Below are 18591 nucleotides of genomic sequence, written 5' to 3' on the forward strand. Positions count from 1 at the left end.
CGATTATATTTTTTACTACAATAACAAACGAATCAAAACAAAATTAAAAGGACTTAGTCCTGTGCAATACAGAATTAAATCCTTTCAATAATATTTCTTGTCCAACTTTTGGGGGTCAGTACATCGTTGCAGTTATTTATCGACAGATTAACATGGGTTACTCAACCAAGGTGGTTTTGTTGATGTTAACCTGTTGCCTACACCACTGGGACTTTTATCCTTCGTTAATGAAAACGAACTATTCTGTAAAACGATAGACAGGATAAAACACAGTTTTCCCAGTCTAAAAAGTGCGAAATAAGCGGTGAACAAGTTCACTCTACAGTACCTGGCACTGCTTGTCTCATGGCTGAACAACTACCGTCCTCAATACGGAGAAAACAAGATGATTAAACGTTTGGAGAAACCTGAAAGCATTGCTCACTTGTTTAACGGGTGGGAACAAGTGCTTCTAACTGCTTGCTTAACTGGTCAGATGGGTGATGTCTGGGGTGACCAGTCAGACAATCCTCAATCTGTTTTGGCACGAATCGGGCAATTTGGTGCCTTTGGATTTTTGGCAGGAGAGCCACTGCTCAATCTGGTTGAACACTGTCATGGTCAAGACATCATTCTAGTACCGACTACTGATGCATGGGCAAACCTGATTGAACATCATTACGGAGAGAAAGCACACGGTTTTACCCGATATGCCATGATTGCGAATCAGTTTGATCAAGCTAGGTTAAGAATTTTGGCAGATGGCCTACCTGATGGCTATCGTTTAGAGTATCTCAATGATTTGGCTTATGACCAGTGTTTAAGAGAACCGTGGTCGCGTGACTTGGTCGGCAACTTTCCGACAGCAACTGCTTATGCCAAAGATGGATTAGGCGTGGTTATCTGGTTTGGTGACGCTGTCGTAGCAGGAGCTTCCTCTTATGCTCGAACAGATGACGCTATCGAAATCGACATCAGCACCCATCCAGACCATCGCTTAAAGGGACTAGCAACGGTGGTTGCTGCACGTCTCATCCTGCGATGCTTAGAGCAAGGTCTCTCTCCGTCATGGGACGCCCATACGCTCATTTCTCGCCAATTAGCTGAAAAGCTGAGCTATGGCTTAAATTACCCTTATCAAGCTTATGAGATTTCTTGGGAAATTTAAGATAAAGTTCTTGCCAAGCTCTGCTATTTTTGGTAAAATGTAATGGTTAATAACTATGGCTCACAAAGGGCTATGGCAGAAAGGATTTTTTACGATGAGAAAAGACATTCATCCAGACTACCGTCCAGTTGTTTTCCTTGACACAACAACTGGTTACCAATTCCTTAGTGGTTCAACGAAACCATCTAAAGAAACTGTTGAGTTCGAAGGCGAAACTTACCCACTGATTCGTGTGGAAATTTCATCTGACTCACACCCATTCTACACTGGACGTCAAAAGTTCACGCAAGCAGATGGACGTGTGGATCGTTTCAACAAAAAATACGGTCTCAAATAAGAACCCCTATTTCTCAGTGGAAATCACTGAGAACAAGCCTTTTCCGAGAATATCGGAAGAGGCTTTTTATGTGCGGCAACCATTTAGGCGCACTAAAAAAGTGGCTGGACATCCAGCCACCTGACTAGTTAAGAGTGCTTCAAGGGACGAGCTAATAGATAGACACCGGCGAGTAAGCACAGCACAGCATAAATGAGCACAATCGTCTGAGTATTTGGAAAAATTTGTTCCAAAAAAGCTGGCAAAATCGACGAACTTGCTCCACCAAGATTACAGCCTACCAAAACAATAGTCATCTTTTTATTCAATAGACGAGCTGAAACACCTTCTGAGGCTTGATTGAACACGATAGTGAGAACAGTGCTGTAACAAAAACCAGACAAGATGGCGCCCGTTCCAAGCACTAAAAGACTACTTCCCAAACTAACCAACAACACTAATCCAGCAAAAAGAAGAACTGACAAACCCAGCAACTGGCGACCTAATCGTTGTACCAGAAAGCTAAACGAGATCCCTGCCAAAATTCCCATCAGCATCATAGCACTGATGATTCTGCTCGACTGGGCTGCTGTCCCTAGACCAAGCCCTTCAACAAGTAATGGAATTTTCAGGGTCAGCATGGTATTGATATGAATAACAAAACCCGCTATAAGACCTAAAAAGATGGCTTGTCGCCACTGTGATTTCGGCAAACGAACATCTGCGTCACTATCTTGATGGCGCTGACCGGGCTGTGTTTTTGGCACAAAAGCCAGATACAGCCCCAAAATAAGAAAGGCAACCAGATAAATGGCAAAACTGGCTGTCCAGCCCAAAGGCAAGAGAAGCCCGACCAATGCAGTCAAACTAGCTGAGCCGAGCACTTCTGCTGCACCTCGAAAGCCGAGCATTTGCAAACGTTCCTGACCATCATAGTGACTACTGATAATATTGATGGCTCGCGCATTGATAAACCCAAGACCGGTTCCAAGAATCAACCGTCCTAAGAAAATCAGCACGTAAGACCTTGTCACCAAAGGTAGACTACCGCCGCAAGCTATCAGTACCAATCCCAAACTAATCATGACCGGCTCAGGCAGATAGCCCTCTAGGTAAGGATTAACCAGCAGAGAAACCATGATGGCTAAGGACGTCACGGTAATCAAAAACTCAACCTGAGCACCAGAAATCCCTAACGGCTCAAAAAAAGCAATCATGGCAGGTAAGGCAGGCGACACTGCAAAGGTTGACACCAGCATTACCGACAAGGATAGGATGCTCATTTTTTCAATCAAACGTTTCATAAAACCTCCAAAATAAAACGGACATCTACCGGCTGGTAAGATATCCTTCACTACCAAATCGACTACTTGGTCAAATCAAATCGCTGGCTCAAATGCTCAATCAGCAATGACCCGATTAAAAGCGAAGCCAATTCTCCCAAACCTGTTGTCACCCAAGTCAAGAAAAAGGGAGCTCCAGCAATAATAGTCAATTCTGCTGCAATGGTAAACATGCTAGCTGCAAAAAATAAGGAAAAATAGAAAAATGCCTTATTAAAGAGTCCACCCAAAACGCGCTCATTCTGGTATTTTTTGAATAGCATAACTCCCAGAGCAACGAAAACTAAGGTCGATAAGCCCCCTACAACCACATCAATCAAGCCATAAGTAAACAAGTTGGCAATAACAACACCCGCAGTAACAGCGATGATGTATTTCCGATGGAAAAATGTCAAGAAGTTCATCATCTCTGATATCCGAAACTGGTACGGACCGTAGCTGATGGCATTAAACGGTGGTGTAATGGTCAACACAACATAAATAGCAGCAACGATAGCCATGTGCGTGTAGTCAGTAACTGTCAATTTTTTCATTTCTTTTCTCCTTTAGCGGCTTTCCCGCATCTAATATGCTCGGCGAAAGGGAAATAAGCACCGAGGGTCCGTAAACGAACGTTTTTATTGTAGCATATTTTTAGTTTTTTTGGTATAGTCTGAGTATGAAAAAATTATTTAATAACGAGATTTTTAGCTACCTCTTCTTTGGTGTCTTGACCACCCTTGTCTACCTCAGCATCCGCTTTGCTTTATTTGAATTTCTAAAACAAACGGCTTTGCACTCAGCGGTTATTGCTAACATGACTGCTATTATCTTTGCCTTTTTAGTCAACGATACCTTTGTTTTTCGGCAAAATAAGCAGGGCTGGCAAGCACGTTTTGTTAAATTTTTCCTGGCACGACTTGGCACTCTTGCACTCGATGTGATATTGGCCTATATTTTCATTGATAAATACCCGCAACTGATTGGTCAGTTTGTTCATCATGACCTCGCCATGATCAATAAAATTGAGAGCGTCATCGCCCAATTCCTGATTGTGGTTGGCAATTATTTCATTAGCAAACTCCTCATTTTTACCAATAAAAAATAATCTAATCCGTAACTCTTCTCGAAAGGAGTAACCATGCCACACACCTTCAAAGGATTCTCCGCCTTTTCCTTGCGCCTCATCGCTATGATAATCATGCTTATTGACCACACAGGTGCGGTCTTTTTCCCACAATTTCTGTGGCTCCGCTACATCGGACGATTAGCCTTTCCCATCTTTGCTTTTTTAATCGTAGAAGGCTACAGCTACACCAAAGATTTCCGCCGGTATCTTTTAAGATTATCTGCCCTCGCGGTCATCTCCGATTTCCCCTTTCATCTCATGTTACAGGGCACCTGGGGCTATACCCCCTTTCAGAATGTTATCTGGACATTTGTTATCAGCCTGATAACCATCTGGCTGGTTGACCAAAGCCGTCAAATCTTGCCAAAATGGGGCGCATTAGCTAGCGGTATCCTGATCACTGCTATCGCTTACAACCTCGCCCAATTTCTCGATACCGATTACCGCGGTCTTGGTGTAATAACTGTTCTTGGATACTACTTATTCCGAGGCACCACATGGTCACACCGCCTCGGTCAACTGTTCACCCTCCTCTTGGTCAATCTAGGACTTGCCAACCTCTCCTACCTTGGTGCCAACGGCTGGGAAAACCTCCCCCTGCTCTTTCAACACTTTGGCTTCTCATTTTTGTCGCCTCAACTCTATGCTCCTTTGGCACTGGCCTTTATCTGGCTGTACAATGGCAGAGCTGGCTACAAATCTAAACCTACCCAGATAGCCCAGTATCTCTTCTACCCTATCCACATGCTTATATTGGGAATCCTAGCATTTTATGTTTTCTAAATCTTTCACTTAACATCAATAAAATAGATTTTATCACAAAAAACGAGGACATGATCCAGTCCTCATTTGATTATTTATTCCCTATTTTCTATAAAATAAGTCGTCGCAGTGACCAATAGGTCCTGCTTTTATTTTTTAAAGATACCTAGCGGTTTACCAAATGGTAAAAATTGGTAACCGAAGTGACCGTTTAAAATATTAACCACAAAGCCATAGAAAGACACAGCTGAAATCGCCAGCTCGCTATAGGCAGCTAAGCTATGCATGGCATGCTCTGCGATGCCCAAGGTCGAAAGGGTCAGACCGATGAAGAGAAGGTCAATCAAGACAAAGATGGTCAGTAAAGTCTTATTGGTCTCAGTCGCAGCTAGGGTCATCACCAGCGTGAAAATCAGGTAGCCCAGAAAAGCAAAACTCAACTGTTTCACATCAGCCAGCTCTGCCATTTTAGCCCCAAAAACGCCGTTTTGGGTCATCCAACTCATAGCAACGCCAAACCAGAACAGGACGTAGGCACCAAAAGCCGTCGTGCCAAAGAGGTTTTGGCGCTTAGCATCGTGAATGCAGGCAAAGAGCTGGGCAAAGGCACCGAGGAAGATGGCCCAAGGAACAACCAGAGAGGTCCCGGTGGTAAGGCCTAGCTTCTGCGAAGAAGCAACGAGAGTAACAATGACCAAGCCAAACAGCCCTAGAGCCGATGGATCAGCATTTGCGATTTTGATGATTTTGGTTTCAGACATGAGGTCTCCTTCTAAAATTGTAATCATCAACCTTTATAGGGTAGCAGATTTTACGTTTGGTGTCAACGGGGAATTGTGGCGATAAACATCAATTTGCGCAACATTACGAATCCCTACCCCATCGCTTTCAACTCCAATAACATATCCCTGATTTGGGCAGCCAGTTAACTATTTAAAACAGGCATCTAGTTTTTTACTATCTGGAATCTAAACTTAGCTGCTCTATACTTTTGATTAATTACTCCACAAATAAAAATTCTACCCACCCTAAATTTTGTAAAGAATTAACTAACTTAAAATATCTAATCATGTTATAAAAACGTTTTCAAATCTAATACTTCAGATACTCTATTGTACTCAATGGACTCAGAATCGGCCTTAACACATTCAAAAACTCCCTTGAATACATAATACGTTTTTCCGAACACATCCGTTTGATGTGCAAAAACTATAGAATTTTTAACTATATTTTCAATTAACATTATTCCATCATTTTTAGTTTGAATAATCTTCACATCATCAATCAATTCGTTTGTCCAATCCCTGTTGCTATAAAGTTTAGGAAACCAAACTTGCGTATTTTCTAAAATTTTCCAAGTTGCTCTCTGATGACCTTTATAGTCTTTGCCAAATAATTTCAAAACATCTACATGCGTTCTAAATTTAGCATTATCTGTAACTTTCAACTTTCCTCTATCAATCCATTGTTGTACATCAAATCGCTTGTCAAATTGAAAGGGCATAAACTGATTTGCTTTAATCTTGGAATTTTTACAATTTCTTATCTCTTGAACCAGCCTTTTGATTTGTTCATCAACATCGTATAAGTCAGTTATAGTAATTCGTTTTATAGTTATTCCTGTAAGATTTATGATCTCTTTTTCTCTATATTTATCAAGTTCAAAGTTTTTTATATGATATGGTTCATCTATCTCAACCGCGATATTGAACTGCGGGAAAAATAAATCCATGAGATAATTCCCATTGGGTTTTCTAACAACTTACTGAGTTGTGAACTCTATCTCAAAATCATCTAATAAATGTATAATCCTTGATACAACGTAATACTCATATTTTTTATGGCTAATTTTTGTCATCAAGTTAGCATAATATTCTAATTCTGTTATTTCTTTCGTCATCTCATTCTCCCGTAAACCTTATTTACCCCATCGCTTTCAACTCTAGCACCATATCCCTGATTTGGGCGGCCAGTTCGAAGTCGAGGAGTTCTGCGGCGGCTTGCATTTCTTTTTCCAGTTTCTTGATGGCGGCTGTCCGTTCGGTCTTATTCATAGCCGAGTAGTCCACGGTCTCTTCTGCCACCTCACCCTTAGCAGACTCGGTGATGACGATGAGGTCGCGGATTTCTTTTTTGATGGTTTGTGGGACAATGCCGTGCTTCTCATTATAAACCATCTGGAGTTGACGGCGGCGGGCGGTTTCATCCATAGCCCGTTGCATGGACTCGGTCACCTTATCGGCATACATGATGACATGGCCTTCGGCGTTACGAGCTGCCCGTCCGATGGTCTGGATGAGACCACGCTCATTGCGCAGGAAGCCTTCCTTATCCGCATCGAGGATAGCGACCAGCGACACCTCTGGCACATCAATCCCTTCACGCAGCAGGTTAATTCCAATCAGCACATCAAAGACACCCAGTCGCAGGTCACGGATAATCTCCGTCCGCTCCAAGGTCTTGATGTCGCTGTGCATGTACTTGACCTTAACCCCCATCTCCTTGAGGTAGTCGGTCAGGTCTTCTGCCATTTTCTTGGTTAGCGTGGTGACAAAGACCCGCTCCCCTTTTTCTGCTCTGCTATTGATTTCACCCAGCAAATCATCCATCTGCCCCATGGTCGGACGCACCTCCACCTCGGGATCCAGCAGCCCTGTCGGTCGGATAATCTGCTCGACCACGGTCTCGGTCTGCTCCATCTCATAGTCGCCAGGGGTCGCCGATACATAGACAATCTGATGGACGTGGCTCTCAAACTCCTCACGGCGAAGTGGGCGGTTGTCCAAAGCCGATGGCAGGCGGAAGCCATAGTCGACCAGCATCTGCTTGCGGCTGCGGTCACCGTTGTACATGCCCTTGATTTGCCCCATGGTCATGTGGCTCTCGTCGATCATGATGAGGAAATCCTCTGGGAAAAAGTCCAGAAGTGTATAAGGCGGCTCGCCCTCTTGTCGCCCATCCATGTGGCGAGAGTAGTTCTCCACGCCATTGGTATAGCCCATCTCCCGCAACATCTCGATATCGTAGTCCGTCCGCTGCTTGAGCCGCTGGGCTTCGAGGAGCTTACCCTCTTGTTCAAAATGGCGGAGCTGCTCTTCAAGCTCATCTTGGATTTGGGCAATGGCCTGCTCCATGTGGTCTTCATTGGTCACGAAGTGGGTGGCTGGGAAGATAGCCAAGTGGTCAACTTCACCCAGCACCCGCCCTGTCAGGCTTTCGATTTCACGGATACGGTCAATCTCATCACCGAAAAACTCGACCCGAAAGGCATGCTCGTCTCGGCTAGCTGGAAAGACTTCCACCACATCACCCCGCACACGGAACCGCCCCCGCTGAAAGTCGATGTCATTGCGTTCAAACTGAATATCCACCAGCGCATTGAGCAAGTCATCACGAGACAACTCCTGACCAGGACGCAGACTGACCACGCTGTCCGAGTATTCCTTGGGGGACCCCAAACCATAGATGCAGGACACTGAGGCCACCACGATAACATCATTACGCTCCAGCAGAGCTGAGGTCGCCGAGTGACGAAGTTTGTCGATTTCGTCATTGACCGAGCTATCCTTTTCGATGTAGGTATCGCTGGATGGCACATAAGCCTCAGGCTGGTAGTAATCATAGTAGGACACGAAATACTCCACAGCATTATCAGGGAAAAATTCCTTGAACTCGCCGTAAAGCTGACCAGCTAAGGTCTTGTTGTGGGCAATGACAAGCGTTGGTTTGTTAACACGAGCAATGACCTGACTCATGGTGTAGGTCTTGCCCGTTCCCGTTGCTCCCATGAGGATTTGAGCTTTTTCGCCTCCCTCGATATTATCCACCAGCTGCTCAATGGCCTGCGGCTGGTCACCTGATGGGGAATATTTGGAGACTAATTTGAATTGATTATCGGATTTACGGTCAATCATTATGCTTTTCCTTTTTCTTCTTTTATCCTATTTTACCACATCAGAAACTATTTGACTGACTTGAAATCAAATCTATCGAGACTCTAATTTTTATAATGTAAAAAAACCTAACATCAATTAAAATCGTTTATTGACTGACAGAAAAAATCTTGTTATAATAGCCCTATATCTAACCAAGGAGGCTAACTTTGAAGCGATTTTTAATTTTTTTGACGTCACTTTTTATGACATTTCTTGTGATTTTATCTGGTGGACTAGTTGCTGCAGATGACACTATCGCAAAACCGATCAAATCGAATTACCACATCGTCAGTGATTCATCATTTGCACCCTTTGAATACCAAAACGACAAGGGCAACTATGTCGGCATTGACATGGAGCTGATTCAGGCTATCGCTGATCAACAGGGCTTCAAGATTACCATCAGCAACCCAGGTTTCGATGCCGCCCTCAATACGGTTCAAGCCGGTCAGGCTGATGCCGTCATCGCTGGCATGTCCATCACCGATGCCCGGCGAGAAATTTTTGATTTCTCCGACCCTTACTACACCTCAAACATTTTGCTGGCGGTAAAAAACGGAAGTAATATCTCTACTTACGAGGACTTGACTGGTAAAATTGTCGGCGCCAAAAATGGTACCTCGTCCTACAAGTTTTTAGAAGAAAATCAAACAACATACGGCTATACCCTCAAGGCTTTTGATGAAGCCTCAGCCATGTATGACAGCCTCAATTCTGGCGCTTTAGATGCTCTAATGGACGATGAAGCGGTTCTCCGCTATGCTATTACCCAAGGCAGAAACTTTGCTACCCCAATCTCAGGCGAGCCATCAGGTGAGTATGGTTTTGCGGTCAAAAAAGGTAGCAACCCCGAACTCATCACCATGTTCAACAATGGGCTAGCCGCCCTCAAAGCTAACGGAGACTACGACAAAATTATTGCCAAGTATCTGGGCGAAACCAGCACAACCGCATCAGCTGTTAACGAGACTACCATCGCCGGATTGATTAGCAACAATTACAAGCAACTCCTATCTGGGCTTTGGGCAACCTTGTCTCTGGCTTTGATCTCTTTTGCCTTAGCGACTGTGGTCGGCATCATCGTCGGTATGATGTCCGTCAGCCCTATAAAGGCTCTACGCATCCTCTCAACTATCTTCGTCGACGTCGTACGAGGCATTCCCCTCATGATTGTCGCCGCTTTTATCTTCTGGGGCATGCCTAATCTCCTTGAGAGCCTGACCGGTCAGCAGAGTCCCATTAACGACTTTGTGGCTGGTACTATTGCGCTAACGCTCAATGGCGGAGCTTATATTGCCGAAATCGTCCGCGGAGGCATTCAAGCCGTCCCCTCTGGTCAGATGGAGGCTTCTCGCAGCCTAGGCATTTCCTACAGAACCACCATGCGAAAAATCATTATCCCACAGGCCGTCAAGCTCATGTTGCCAAACTTTATCAACCAGTTTGTCATCTCACTTAAAGACACGACCATCATCTCAGCCATCGGAATGGTTGAACTCTTCCAAACAGGGAAGATCATCATCGCCAGAAACTACCAATCCTTCCGCATGTATGCTATACTAGCAGTGATGTATCTGGTCATCATTACCCTACTGACCAGACTAGCCAAGAAACTGGAAAGGAACTAAGCCATGACCACAACAAGAGAATTAAAAATTGATGTGCAAGATTTGCACAAAACCTATGGTGATAACGAGGTGCTAAAAGGCATCACTGCCCAATTCTACGAAGGTGATGTGGTATGTATCATCGGTCCGTCAGGATCTGGCAAATCAACCTTCCTGCGCACCCTTAACCTGCTTGAGACCATTACTAGTGGCAAGGTAATTGTTGATGGTTTTGACCTGTCTGACAAAGCCACTAATGTAGACAAGGCAAGGGAGAACATCGGCATGGTCTTTCAGCACTTCAACCTTTTCCCTCACATGACCGTGATTGAAAACATCACCTTTGCCCCTGTCGAATTAGGCAAGCTGAGCCAGAACGAGGCTGATAAGGTCGGTCGCGACCTTTTGGAAAAAGTTGGATTGGCCGATAAGGCAGATGCCTACCCAGACAGCCTATCAGGCGGTCAAAAGCAACGGGTGGCTATCGCTCGAAGTCTGGCTATGAATCCAGACATCATGCTCTTTGACGAGCCAACCTCTGCTCTTGACCCTGAGATGGTTGGCGACGTGCTCAATGTTATGAAAGATTTGGCCGACCAAGGTATGACCATGTTGATTGTCACTCACGAGATGGGCTTTGCTAGAAGGGTGGCCAACCGTGTGATTTTTACAGACGGCGGTCAATTCCTCGAAGATGGCTCCCCAGAGCAACTCTTTGACAACCCACAACACCCACGTCTCAAAGATTTCTTAGATAAGGTCTTAAATGTGTAATGTAGATTCCCTTCACTGAGTTGAGGGGAATTTTTTGCAACTACCAATCAAAAATCAAGGCAAGTGCCAATAGAGTTAACCATATGCCAGTTGTTCAGCATGTTTTTTGTGTTTAACATGTTCTTTTCATCAATTCTTGTGAAAAATCAGAAAATATGGTAAAGTAGAAAGGTCATAAAAAAAAAGGAGACACTTATGGTTTTACCAAATTTTGACCAGAACCTGAAAAAATACGCCCAGCTCTTGATTGCTAAAGGCGTTAACGTCCAAAAAGGGCATACCCTCATCATCTCAATTGCTGCTGAGCATGTTGCCTTCGCCCGCGTCTTGACCGAAGAAGCTTACGCCAAGGGAGCTGCTGAAGTTATTGTAGACTTCGTTGATGACAAAATTTCTCGCCAACGTCTGCTCCATGCTGACATTGAGCGTTTGGAAAATGTACCAGGCTACATCGTTGAACGCTCTCGCTATTTGCTCAGTAAAAAAGCTAGCCGCTTAGTTATCCTATCATCTGACCCTAACGCTTACGGTGGGGTTAACCCAGACCGCATTCAGACAGCTCAGAAAGCTATGGCTATCGCCCTCGAAGAGCAACGTAATGCTAGTCAAGCCAACAAAATCAGCTGGAACTTGGCCTCTGCTGCTAGTCCAGAATGGGCGGCTATGGTCTTCCCAGACCTAGCGAGCGAAGAAGATCAGGTTGATGCTCTCTGGGATGCCTTCTTCAAGATGAACCGCATCTACGAGGAAGACCCTGTTAAGGCTTGGGACGAGCACGAAGCACGTTTGACAGAACGCGCCGCTTGGCTCAACGAGCAACAGTTTGACGCCCTCCACTACACTGCTCCTGGCACTGACCTTGTCCTTGGTATGCCAAAAGACCACAGCTGGCAAGCTGCTGGCTCTATCAATGCCCAAGGTGAAAAATTCATCGCCAACATGCCAACTGAAGAAGTCTTCTGTGCCCCTGACTACCGTCGAGCTGATGGCGTTGTGACCTCAACTAAACCGCTCAGCTACGCTGGTGTTGTCATTGAAGGCATGACCTTTACTTTCAAAGACGGTCAAATCGTTGACGTTAAGGCTGAAAAAGGTGAAGAAACCCTCAAACGCTTGGTGGAAGAAAACGATGGTGCCCGTGCCCTTGGTGAAGTGGCTCTGGTACCCCACAAGACCCCAATTTCATTGTCAGGTCTGACCTTCTTCAACACCCTCTACGATGAGAACGCCTCTAACCACTTGGCTATCGGTCAAGCCTACGCCTTCTCCATCAAGGGTGGCACTGAAATGACCCCTGAACAGCTCAAGGAAGCTGGACTCAACCGCTCAACCGCTCACGTGGACTTCATGATCGGTTCTGAACACATGGACATCGACGGCATCAAGGCCGACGGCACTCGTGTTCCAATCTTCCGTGGCGGAGAATGGGCTGAATAATCCTTATCATATAAAAAAAGGCTCTATAATTTTTGTAGTGGTTAAATCCACCTCGGAGATTATGGAGCCTTTTTGAGTATGAAAAAAGCCCATATGACCTATAATGAAAAGCGACTAAATTCACATTAGAAAGACTCATATGGAATAAAGAACTAGTCAGGGGAGTGACTAGTTCTTCCCGAGCTCTAAAATAGAAAAAGCGAGGATTTTATCACAAACCTACTCGGAATTAAAGACCCTAATATCACTATTTTGGAGGTTGTGGAGGCTGGGAGTCACAAAGAGGTCATCGCTAAACTCGATTACCCTGCTCCAAAATGCCAACATTGCCAAGGCCAGATGGCCAAGTAAGACTTCCAGAAACTATCCAAAATACCTTATCTTGAGTGTGCAGGGTACAAGACACTCATTCGCTTGCGAAAGCGACGCTTCCACTGCCAAAAGTGCGGGAAAATGGCTGTCGCTGAAACGTCATTGGTCAAGTCAACCATCAAATTCCTGTCATTCTTAATCAGAAAATCGCTCAAAAATTGATGGAGAAAGTCGCCATGACGGCCATCGCTGAAAGCCTAGCCGTATCAACCTCAACGGTCATCCGAAAACTAAAGGAATTTCAGTTCAAGACAGACTTGACCTGCCTCCCAACTAACATGAATTGGGACTCAAACAGTCCAGTGGACTGTTTGAGGTAGGAGCCTGAAAATACAAAAGCGACTAGTTGAAGCAGGAAAGGCAAAATGAGCTTCATCGCACAGGACTTTGACTCGCTCAAAATCATCACTATTCTGGATGGTCGAACCCAAGCCACCATCCGCAACCACTTTCTACGCTATTCTAGGGCGGTCAGAAGCCGTGTTAAGGTCATCACCATGGACATGTTTAGTCCGTATTACAAGTTAGCTAAACCCCCTCGCTCTCCCGTTTTCAAGCTCGGGCTGAAACAGTCTCTCCCCAGACTGTTTCACTCCCAAACGCCAAAATCGTCCTCGATCGTTTCCACATCTCGCTTTCGAATTTCTTAGCCCAAGGCTAAAATAGTCCACTGGACTAGTTTATTCCAGCATATGAGCCGTGCCATGAANGAATTTCTTAGCCCAAGGCTAAAATAGTCCACTGGACTAGTTTATTCCAGCATATGAGCCGTGCCATGAATAAACTACGCATACAGGTAATGAACCAGTTTGACAGAAAATCGCACGGATATCGACCACTTAAACGCTATTGGAAACTGATTCAGCAGAATAGTCGCAAACTCAGCGATAAATGCTTTTATCGTCCGACTTTTCGCATGCACTTGACCAATCAGGAGATTGTCGCTAAGCTGCTTGGCTATTCTCAAGAACTGAGAGAACACTACAATTCTTTATCAACTCCTCTTGTTTCACTTCCAAGAAAAGCAAGCCGAACAGTTTTTTGGGCTAATCGAGGAGACGATTTCGAGCGTCAATCCTATCTTTCAGACGGTTTTTAAAACTTTCTTGAAGAATAAAGACAAGATTGTCAACGCCTTGAAACTGCCTTACTCAAACGCTAAACTAGAGGCGACAAACAACCTTATCAAGGTCATTAAACGGAATGCTTTTGGGTTTCGGAAGATAAAAACTTCAAAACTCGCATTTTCATTGCGCTAAACATAAAACGAGAGAAGACTAAACTTATCTTCTCTCGGTGTTAAATTGGTCAACCCACTACAGTTGACAATGAGCCCATATATTCAAGTAAAAAATACGATCCGGTCCTACTATCACATAAAGAATTCACCTTCGAAAAACTTTCAAGAATTTTAGTACCCTCGAATATTGTCATAGAAACCAATTGTCCTACTCTAGATATTTTAAAAGCTATAGTACTGAGACAACTTTCCACAAAACAGATTTAATTAGAATTACTTTTATCTAGACTAAATATTTCATATTTATAGCAAAATATTTAAAAAAGAACAAGAACTAGTTTTCTCTCCATTAGAAATAATATCCATTTAGTTTACTTAATACCTATACAATCAATCACAAGATTGTATCTAAATTGGATAATATTCAAATAGAGTACTTAATAACATCGTGACAAGGAATAAGCTTGCTATCATTAAAATAGCGCGATTATTCAGCATATCTCGACCAGATTGAAAAATTTTATTACTTATAGCAACCAAAAGTAGTAATGGCAATAAACCAATAAAATAGCGAGCTTGAACTCCCAGAACGTGTAGCGCTCCAACAGGAGTCCAACTTAAATACAAAGCTAAAACATTGGCGCCTGCTATTCCCAGTGCAACTATAATTGAACCCAATTGAGTCTTTCTAGTAAGTTGTATTTTGCCGGAATTATTAAGTATAACAATTGTCAAATAAACGGCATAGGCAGCAAATAAATTTACAGTTCCATAGCTAAGATATCCGTATTGAAATATGCCATCCGGCTTTATCAATTTATCAAACATCTCCCTCAAAAGTACTCCACCATATTTAATCGGATTGCTCAAAAGCGATGAAATCTGCATAGCCGGATCTACTTGCTTCAAAAAATCAGCATCATAGGGTGATGAAATCTGACTGTAGAGCTTGTACCATATGCCCGCTAGTAAAATAATGACGAGCACTCCCAAGCCGCGATTTAATAAATTTAAAGTAAATTTTCCTTTAAACAATCTAGATGGCAAAAATAGTGGTAATCCTACTAGCAAAAGATAAGGGAACTTAGTCACAACTATTAAAGAACACAATATATAATAAGCGAATAATAAGCGATTCGAGATTTTTTCAACCTGTGTCATTCGAGAAAATAGAGAAACAATTAACAAAATTAAACCAAGGGCAAATCCATCTTGATTGTATGAACCCGCCAGATAGATAGACATCGGTAAAAGACCTAATACCGCAATAACTTGACCAAAGGAGCCTGCTAGGATAATAGCTAAATAGATAGTAATAGCATAAATGAGTAGATTAAAAAAGCGTCCTAGATAGTAAGTTTGTTTTAGCGGAAGTTGAAATAAACGGCCTAATACCAAACCAAAAACTTGAGGGAAGTAAGATAAACTGTAATACGCATTAGTACCTTTTAAGTTGGGGTATTCCACTTCTTTATCTGAATGCCACTGTTTCTCTAGACGCTCATCAAATAAAAGCGCGCGCTGTGCAGCATCAATTTTAAGAACATCTTCAGAAACAAGAAGATCTTCTGATTTATCCGTCAAATTGACATCTCCCTCAGAAATATATAAACTCCTTGCAAAATGAACATATTCGTCTGGAACATCGTTGATTGGAGTTACAAAGGTAGAAATACTTCCGAAGAAAACAATCATCAAAAACGTAGCCTTAGGTAAAGACTTTGGTAAAAATATCATGAAAACCCAAACCAAAATTCCTAACCCCATTATAACTAAAGCTAATTTTAAAGATGGTACTGACTTAATATAGATAAGTGTTGCAACAAAAACTGTTAAAGCTAAACCTACTAAATAATTTAGCGATGAGCGAAATGTATCTCGACCAATTATATATTGTAACTTTTGAAACATTAATTTTTCCTCTTAAATTTTAAACTATAGAAGATAGCTACGGATAGAGCTAACCAGACCGCAGTTGTTATCAGGAAAGACAGAGCTGCACCAATCAATACTTTATTGCCAATGAGAGGCGCTGATATAAGCATCGCAACAACAAATGCCAATCCATAGGCTACTACTAACACTCTCTGCTGACGCATAGCTGTCAAAATATTATCAATAGCTGTAACAAAGCTGCCTAAAACTCCCCCAAGCATCAATAGCATAAACGACAACCAGTACTCGTTCAGTGAGACACCGTATAAAACTTCTAAAACAGGCAACCCTATGATTCCTGCTCCTAACAGTACAACAAAACTTGCCAAACCAAGGAAAAGGAATAATTTCCTTTGTAATATATGAAAACGCGCAACATCTCTCTGTGATAGAGCTAAAGCTAAATCTGTTATCAATGGTCTAAAAAATAACATCATTAAATTCATCACAAAAGCAGGCATAAAAAGAATACTAAATATTGTTTGTAAGCCTGCATCGACTTGACCAGCTAAGTAAAGTCTATCCAAGACATAACGCGGCTGATTATAGATATAAATCAACAAAAAACCATTAATAAAAAGTGGCAGATTCTCTCTTAGCAGGGACCAGCTATTGACAACTTGGTCAATCAACGGCTGCCTTGGAGCTATGCGTTCGCTGAACTGTCGGGACTGAATATTATCAAAAAGTAATATCATACCTACTGAAGTTATTAGAAGTGCTGCTAGAGCAAATTCTAAACGTTTAGTAAAAAATAACACAACTGTAAAAATCAGAAAAATTAAACTATTGCGATAAACAAGTGATTTACCAGCAACATCCAATCGCTCTTCTTGCTGAAAGAGACCTTGGTAAAGATCAGATACAGCATCCGTTAAACGGTACAAGGTCACTAGCATAACAACTGTAGCACGTTCTTCATCTGCAGAGGTTATCAACAAGTAAACACTTGCTACAATAATCATAGCCAAACACGTTTGTATCCGAGCCACCGCATACGTCTGAAAAGAATATCGCCGTTCAATGTCAGTCGCTTGATAGTTTCTTACCTGAAAAAGACCAATCACAACCAGCATATTCCCCAAAGCATAAGCAAAAGCAAATAAATCAGCCTCTGACGCTGGTAAAAAACGCGAAACCACTATCAGTAATAGAACCGAAATAGCCGCTGTAGAAACACTACCCGCCATATTCCAGAGAATAATTCGACGATTAGTCACTGCCATCATCTCTTTTCTCCTTGTTCTCTATTAATGCAATAGCTTGAGTTAATTTTTTAATTTTTTGAGACTGTAAGGAAACTGTATTTGTAAGCCAAAAGATAATCCAAAGACTTAGACAGAAACCGACAAAGAATACCAAATTGGTTTCTGAGTATACACCTAAAACTTTGGATAAAATACCTAAAATTCCTGGAAACCAAACTACTATCAATAAAACTAAAGACAATATCACCCAATACAAAGAATATTTGATAGCCAGTCGATGTTTCCTAATTAGTTGACCTAACCAGAGTAAAAAGCTAATAATGACTACTGAAATAAATAAACTTGCCGTTATTGTCATCTCATTTTACCTCTCAATTTAACAAATAGGATTGCCAAACTAACTTTAATCATATAATAAATAGATTTTCGTGTTGAAATAGACGATACGCCGCCTTGGCGCTCGTTCATAATAACAGGAAGTTCTGTAACTTTAAATCCATTATTAAGTGCATCAACAACAGTTTCTGGTTCTGGATAATCATCAGGATAGGATTCTGCAAATCGCTCGATTAAACTCCGATCGACCATACGCAATCCGGATGTAGCATCAGTAATAAGATGACCTGTTAATAATTTGATCAACCATGTAAAATATTTAATTCCAATACGACGAGCAAATGATGATTGAAAACCTTCTTTTTCAATAAAACGCGATCCAATAACCATTTGACTTTTTGTTCGTTCTAAAGTTTCAGACATACGTGAAAGAAATGCAGGATTATGCTGACCATCTCCATCAATCTGAACAGCCAAGTCATAACCATATTGTTGCGCATAAAGATATCCTGTCTGAACCGCTCCTCCAATACCCAAATTAATAGGCAAAGATAGCATTCGATAACCTCTACGCTGACAAACTTCTCGAGTATTATCTGTTGAACAATCATTGATGATTATATAATCAAAATCTGGAGCATCTCGCAAGATAGCTTCAACAGTTCCTTCGATATTACTCTCTTCATTATAAGCTGGAATAATAATCAGTTTTTTCAAAATAATCCTCCTAGTATTTGGATGATTGGCTTTTTCATAGCCTTTAATGGGTATTCTAGTTAACCAATTAAACTAAAATTGCTGTTCTATCAAAAATGCTCTTAGTTTTACACTTAACCATCATTTTATCTTCATGTATAACTGCATTAATCTTTCAAACAAATACTCAAATCCAATGAGTAGTTTTGACTATTCATAAAGCAAGTATATCATACAATAATTTTTTTATCTTTTCCATTAAATCGAAAATTTTTTCAACGTTTAAATAATAAATCACTTCGGGAAAAGAAGTCAATTCTTCAAAATATGAGGTGTGGCTTTACAAAAAAACTTATTGATAAATCACGCTATAAC

Annotated in this window: 16 protein-coding genes, 3 pseudogenes and 1 riboswitch; of the genes and pseudogenes, 9 read left to right on the plus strand and 10 right to left on the minus strand. The window is 42.2% G+C overall.

Going from position 1 to position 18591, the window contains the following annotated elements:
- From ACERC7_RS03165 to ACERC7_RS03175, 3 genes are all read left to right on the plus strand, one after another.
- On the plus strand, positions 1-91 hold a 91-nt coding region (locus ACERC7_RS03165; protein WP_373660429.1), incomplete at its 5' end, for an IS3 family transposase.
- A 294-nt stretch (positions 92-385) separates the two neighbouring features.
- On the plus strand, positions 386-1147 hold the full coding sequence (locus ACERC7_RS03170; RefSeq protein WP_373666117.1) for a GNAT family N-acetyltransferase: 762 nt from the start codon (positions 386-388) through the stop codon (positions 1145-1147).
- 94 nt (positions 1148-1241) lie between these two features.
- Positions 1242-1484, plus strand: coding sequence for a type B 50S ribosomal protein L31 (locus tag ACERC7_RS03175; RefSeq protein ID WP_018367403.1), 243 nt, complete (start codon positions 1242-1244; stop codon positions 1482-1484).
- 128 nt (positions 1485-1612) lie between these two features.
- Here ACERC7_RS03175 and ACERC7_RS03180 read toward each other — a convergent pair whose 3' ends face one another.
- The gene (locus ACERC7_RS03180; protein ID WP_373666118.1) at positions 1613-2767 is read right to left on the minus strand and encodes an MFS transporter; all 1155 of its coding nucleotides are present in this window, start codon (positions 2765-2767) and stop codon (positions 1613-1615) included.
- Positions 2768-2829: 62 nt separating this feature from the next.
- Entirely contained in the window at positions 2830-3339 is a 510-nt protein-coding gene (locus tag ACERC7_RS03185; protein WP_373659540.1) for a QueT transporter family protein, read from the minus strand.
- Positions 3337-3436: riboswitch (PreQ1 riboswitch) on the minus strand. (Overlaps the previous gene by 3 nt.)
- Before the next feature lie 28 nt (positions 3437-3464).
- Here ACERC7_RS03185 and ACERC7_RS03190 point away from each other — a divergent pair.
- Both ACERC7_RS03190 and ACERC7_RS03195 read left to right on the plus strand, forming a co-directional pair.
- Positions 3465-3893, plus strand: a complete 429-nt coding sequence (locus ACERC7_RS03190) for a GtrA family protein (RefSeq protein WP_373659541.1) — start codon at positions 3465-3467, stop codon at positions 3891-3893.
- A gap of 33 nt (positions 3894-3926) precedes the next feature.
- Entirely contained in the window at positions 3927-4697 is a 771-nt protein-coding gene (locus tag ACERC7_RS03195) for a TraX family protein (RefSeq protein WP_373666119.1), read from the plus strand.
- A gap of 128 nt (positions 4698-4825) precedes the next feature.
- Here the strand turns inward: ACERC7_RS03195 and ACERC7_RS03200 are convergent, their stop codons facing one another.
- The 4 genes and pseudogenes from ACERC7_RS03200 to uvrB form a co-directional block, all read right to left on the minus strand.
- Entirely contained in the window at positions 4826-5437 is a 612-nt protein-coding gene (locus tag ACERC7_RS03200; protein ID WP_373666120.1) for an acetate uptake transporter, read from the minus strand.
- A 311-nt stretch (positions 5438-5748) separates the two neighbouring features.
- Positions 5749-6180, minus strand: coding sequence for a hypothetical protein (locus ACERC7_RS03205; protein ID WP_373666154.1), 432 nt, complete (start codon positions 6178-6180; stop codon positions 5749-5751).
- 48 nt (positions 6181-6228) lie between these two features.
- Positions 6229-6576: pseudogene (locus ACERC7_RS03210) on the minus strand (AbaSI family restriction endonuclease); the annotation flags it as partial.
- 22 nt (positions 6577-6598) lie between these two features.
- Positions 6599-8590, minus strand: coding sequence for an excinuclease ABC subunit UvrB (gene uvrB, locus ACERC7_RS03215; protein WP_373659544.1), 1992 nt, complete (start codon positions 8588-8590; stop codon positions 6599-6601).
- A gap of 278 nt (positions 8591-8868) precedes the next feature.
- Between uvrB and ACERC7_RS03220 the strand changes: the two are divergent.
- The 4 genes and pseudogenes from ACERC7_RS03220 to ACERC7_RS03235 all read left to right on the plus strand — a co-directional run.
- Positions 8869-10239, plus strand: a pseudogene (locus ACERC7_RS03220) (amino acid ABC transporter substrate-binding protein/permease); the annotation flags it as partial.
- A gap of 3 nt (positions 10240-10242) precedes the next feature.
- Positions 10243-10992, plus strand: a complete 750-nt coding sequence (locus ACERC7_RS03225) for an amino acid ABC transporter ATP-binding protein (protein ID WP_373660589.1) — start codon at positions 10243-10245, stop codon at positions 10990-10992.
- Between the two features lie 195 nt (positions 10993-11187).
- Positions 11188-12429: an aminopeptidase gene (locus ACERC7_RS03230; protein WP_373666121.1), complete on the plus strand. Its 1242-nt coding sequence runs from the start codon at positions 11188-11190 to the stop codon at positions 12427-12429.
- A gap of 210 nt (positions 12430-12639) precedes the next feature.
- Positions 12640-14104: pseudogene (locus ACERC7_RS03235) on the plus strand (transposase).
- 345 nt (positions 14105-14449) lie between these two features.
- Here the strand turns inward: ACERC7_RS03235 and ACERC7_RS03240 are convergent.
- The 4 genes from ACERC7_RS03240 to ACERC7_RS03255 are packed head-to-tail and all read right to left on the minus strand — an operon-like array spanning position 14450 to position 18237.
- Positions 14450-15952, minus strand: a complete 1503-nt coding sequence (locus ACERC7_RS03240; RefSeq protein WP_373666122.1) for a DUF2142 domain-containing protein — start codon at positions 15950-15952, stop codon at positions 14450-14452.
- Entirely contained in the window at positions 15952-17205 is a 1254-nt protein-coding gene (locus tag ACERC7_RS03245) for a lipopolysaccharide biosynthesis protein (RefSeq protein ID WP_373666123.1), read from the minus strand. Before ACERC7_RS03245 ends, ACERC7_RS03240 begins: the two co-directional genes overlap by 1 nt.
- Positions 17189-17542: a DUF2304 domain-containing protein gene (locus ACERC7_RS03250; RefSeq protein WP_373666124.1), complete on the minus strand. Its 354-nt coding sequence runs from the start codon at positions 17540-17542 to the stop codon at positions 17189-17191. The genes ACERC7_RS03245 and ACERC7_RS03250 overlap by 17 nt, the downstream gene beginning before the upstream one ends.
- Complete coding sequence (locus tag ACERC7_RS03255) at positions 17539-18237, minus strand: glycosyltransferase family 2 protein (RefSeq protein ID WP_373666125.1); 699 nt, start codon at positions 18235-18237, stop codon at positions 17539-17541. The genes ACERC7_RS03250 and ACERC7_RS03255 overlap by 4 nt, the downstream gene beginning before the upstream one ends.
- Positions 18238-18591 lie beyond the last annotated feature (354 nt).

The organism is Streptococcus sp. E17BB, assembly GCF_041807725.1.
GTDB classification, from domain to species: Bacteria; Bacillota; Bacilli; order Lactobacillales; family Streptococcaceae; genus Streptococcus; species Streptococcus entericus.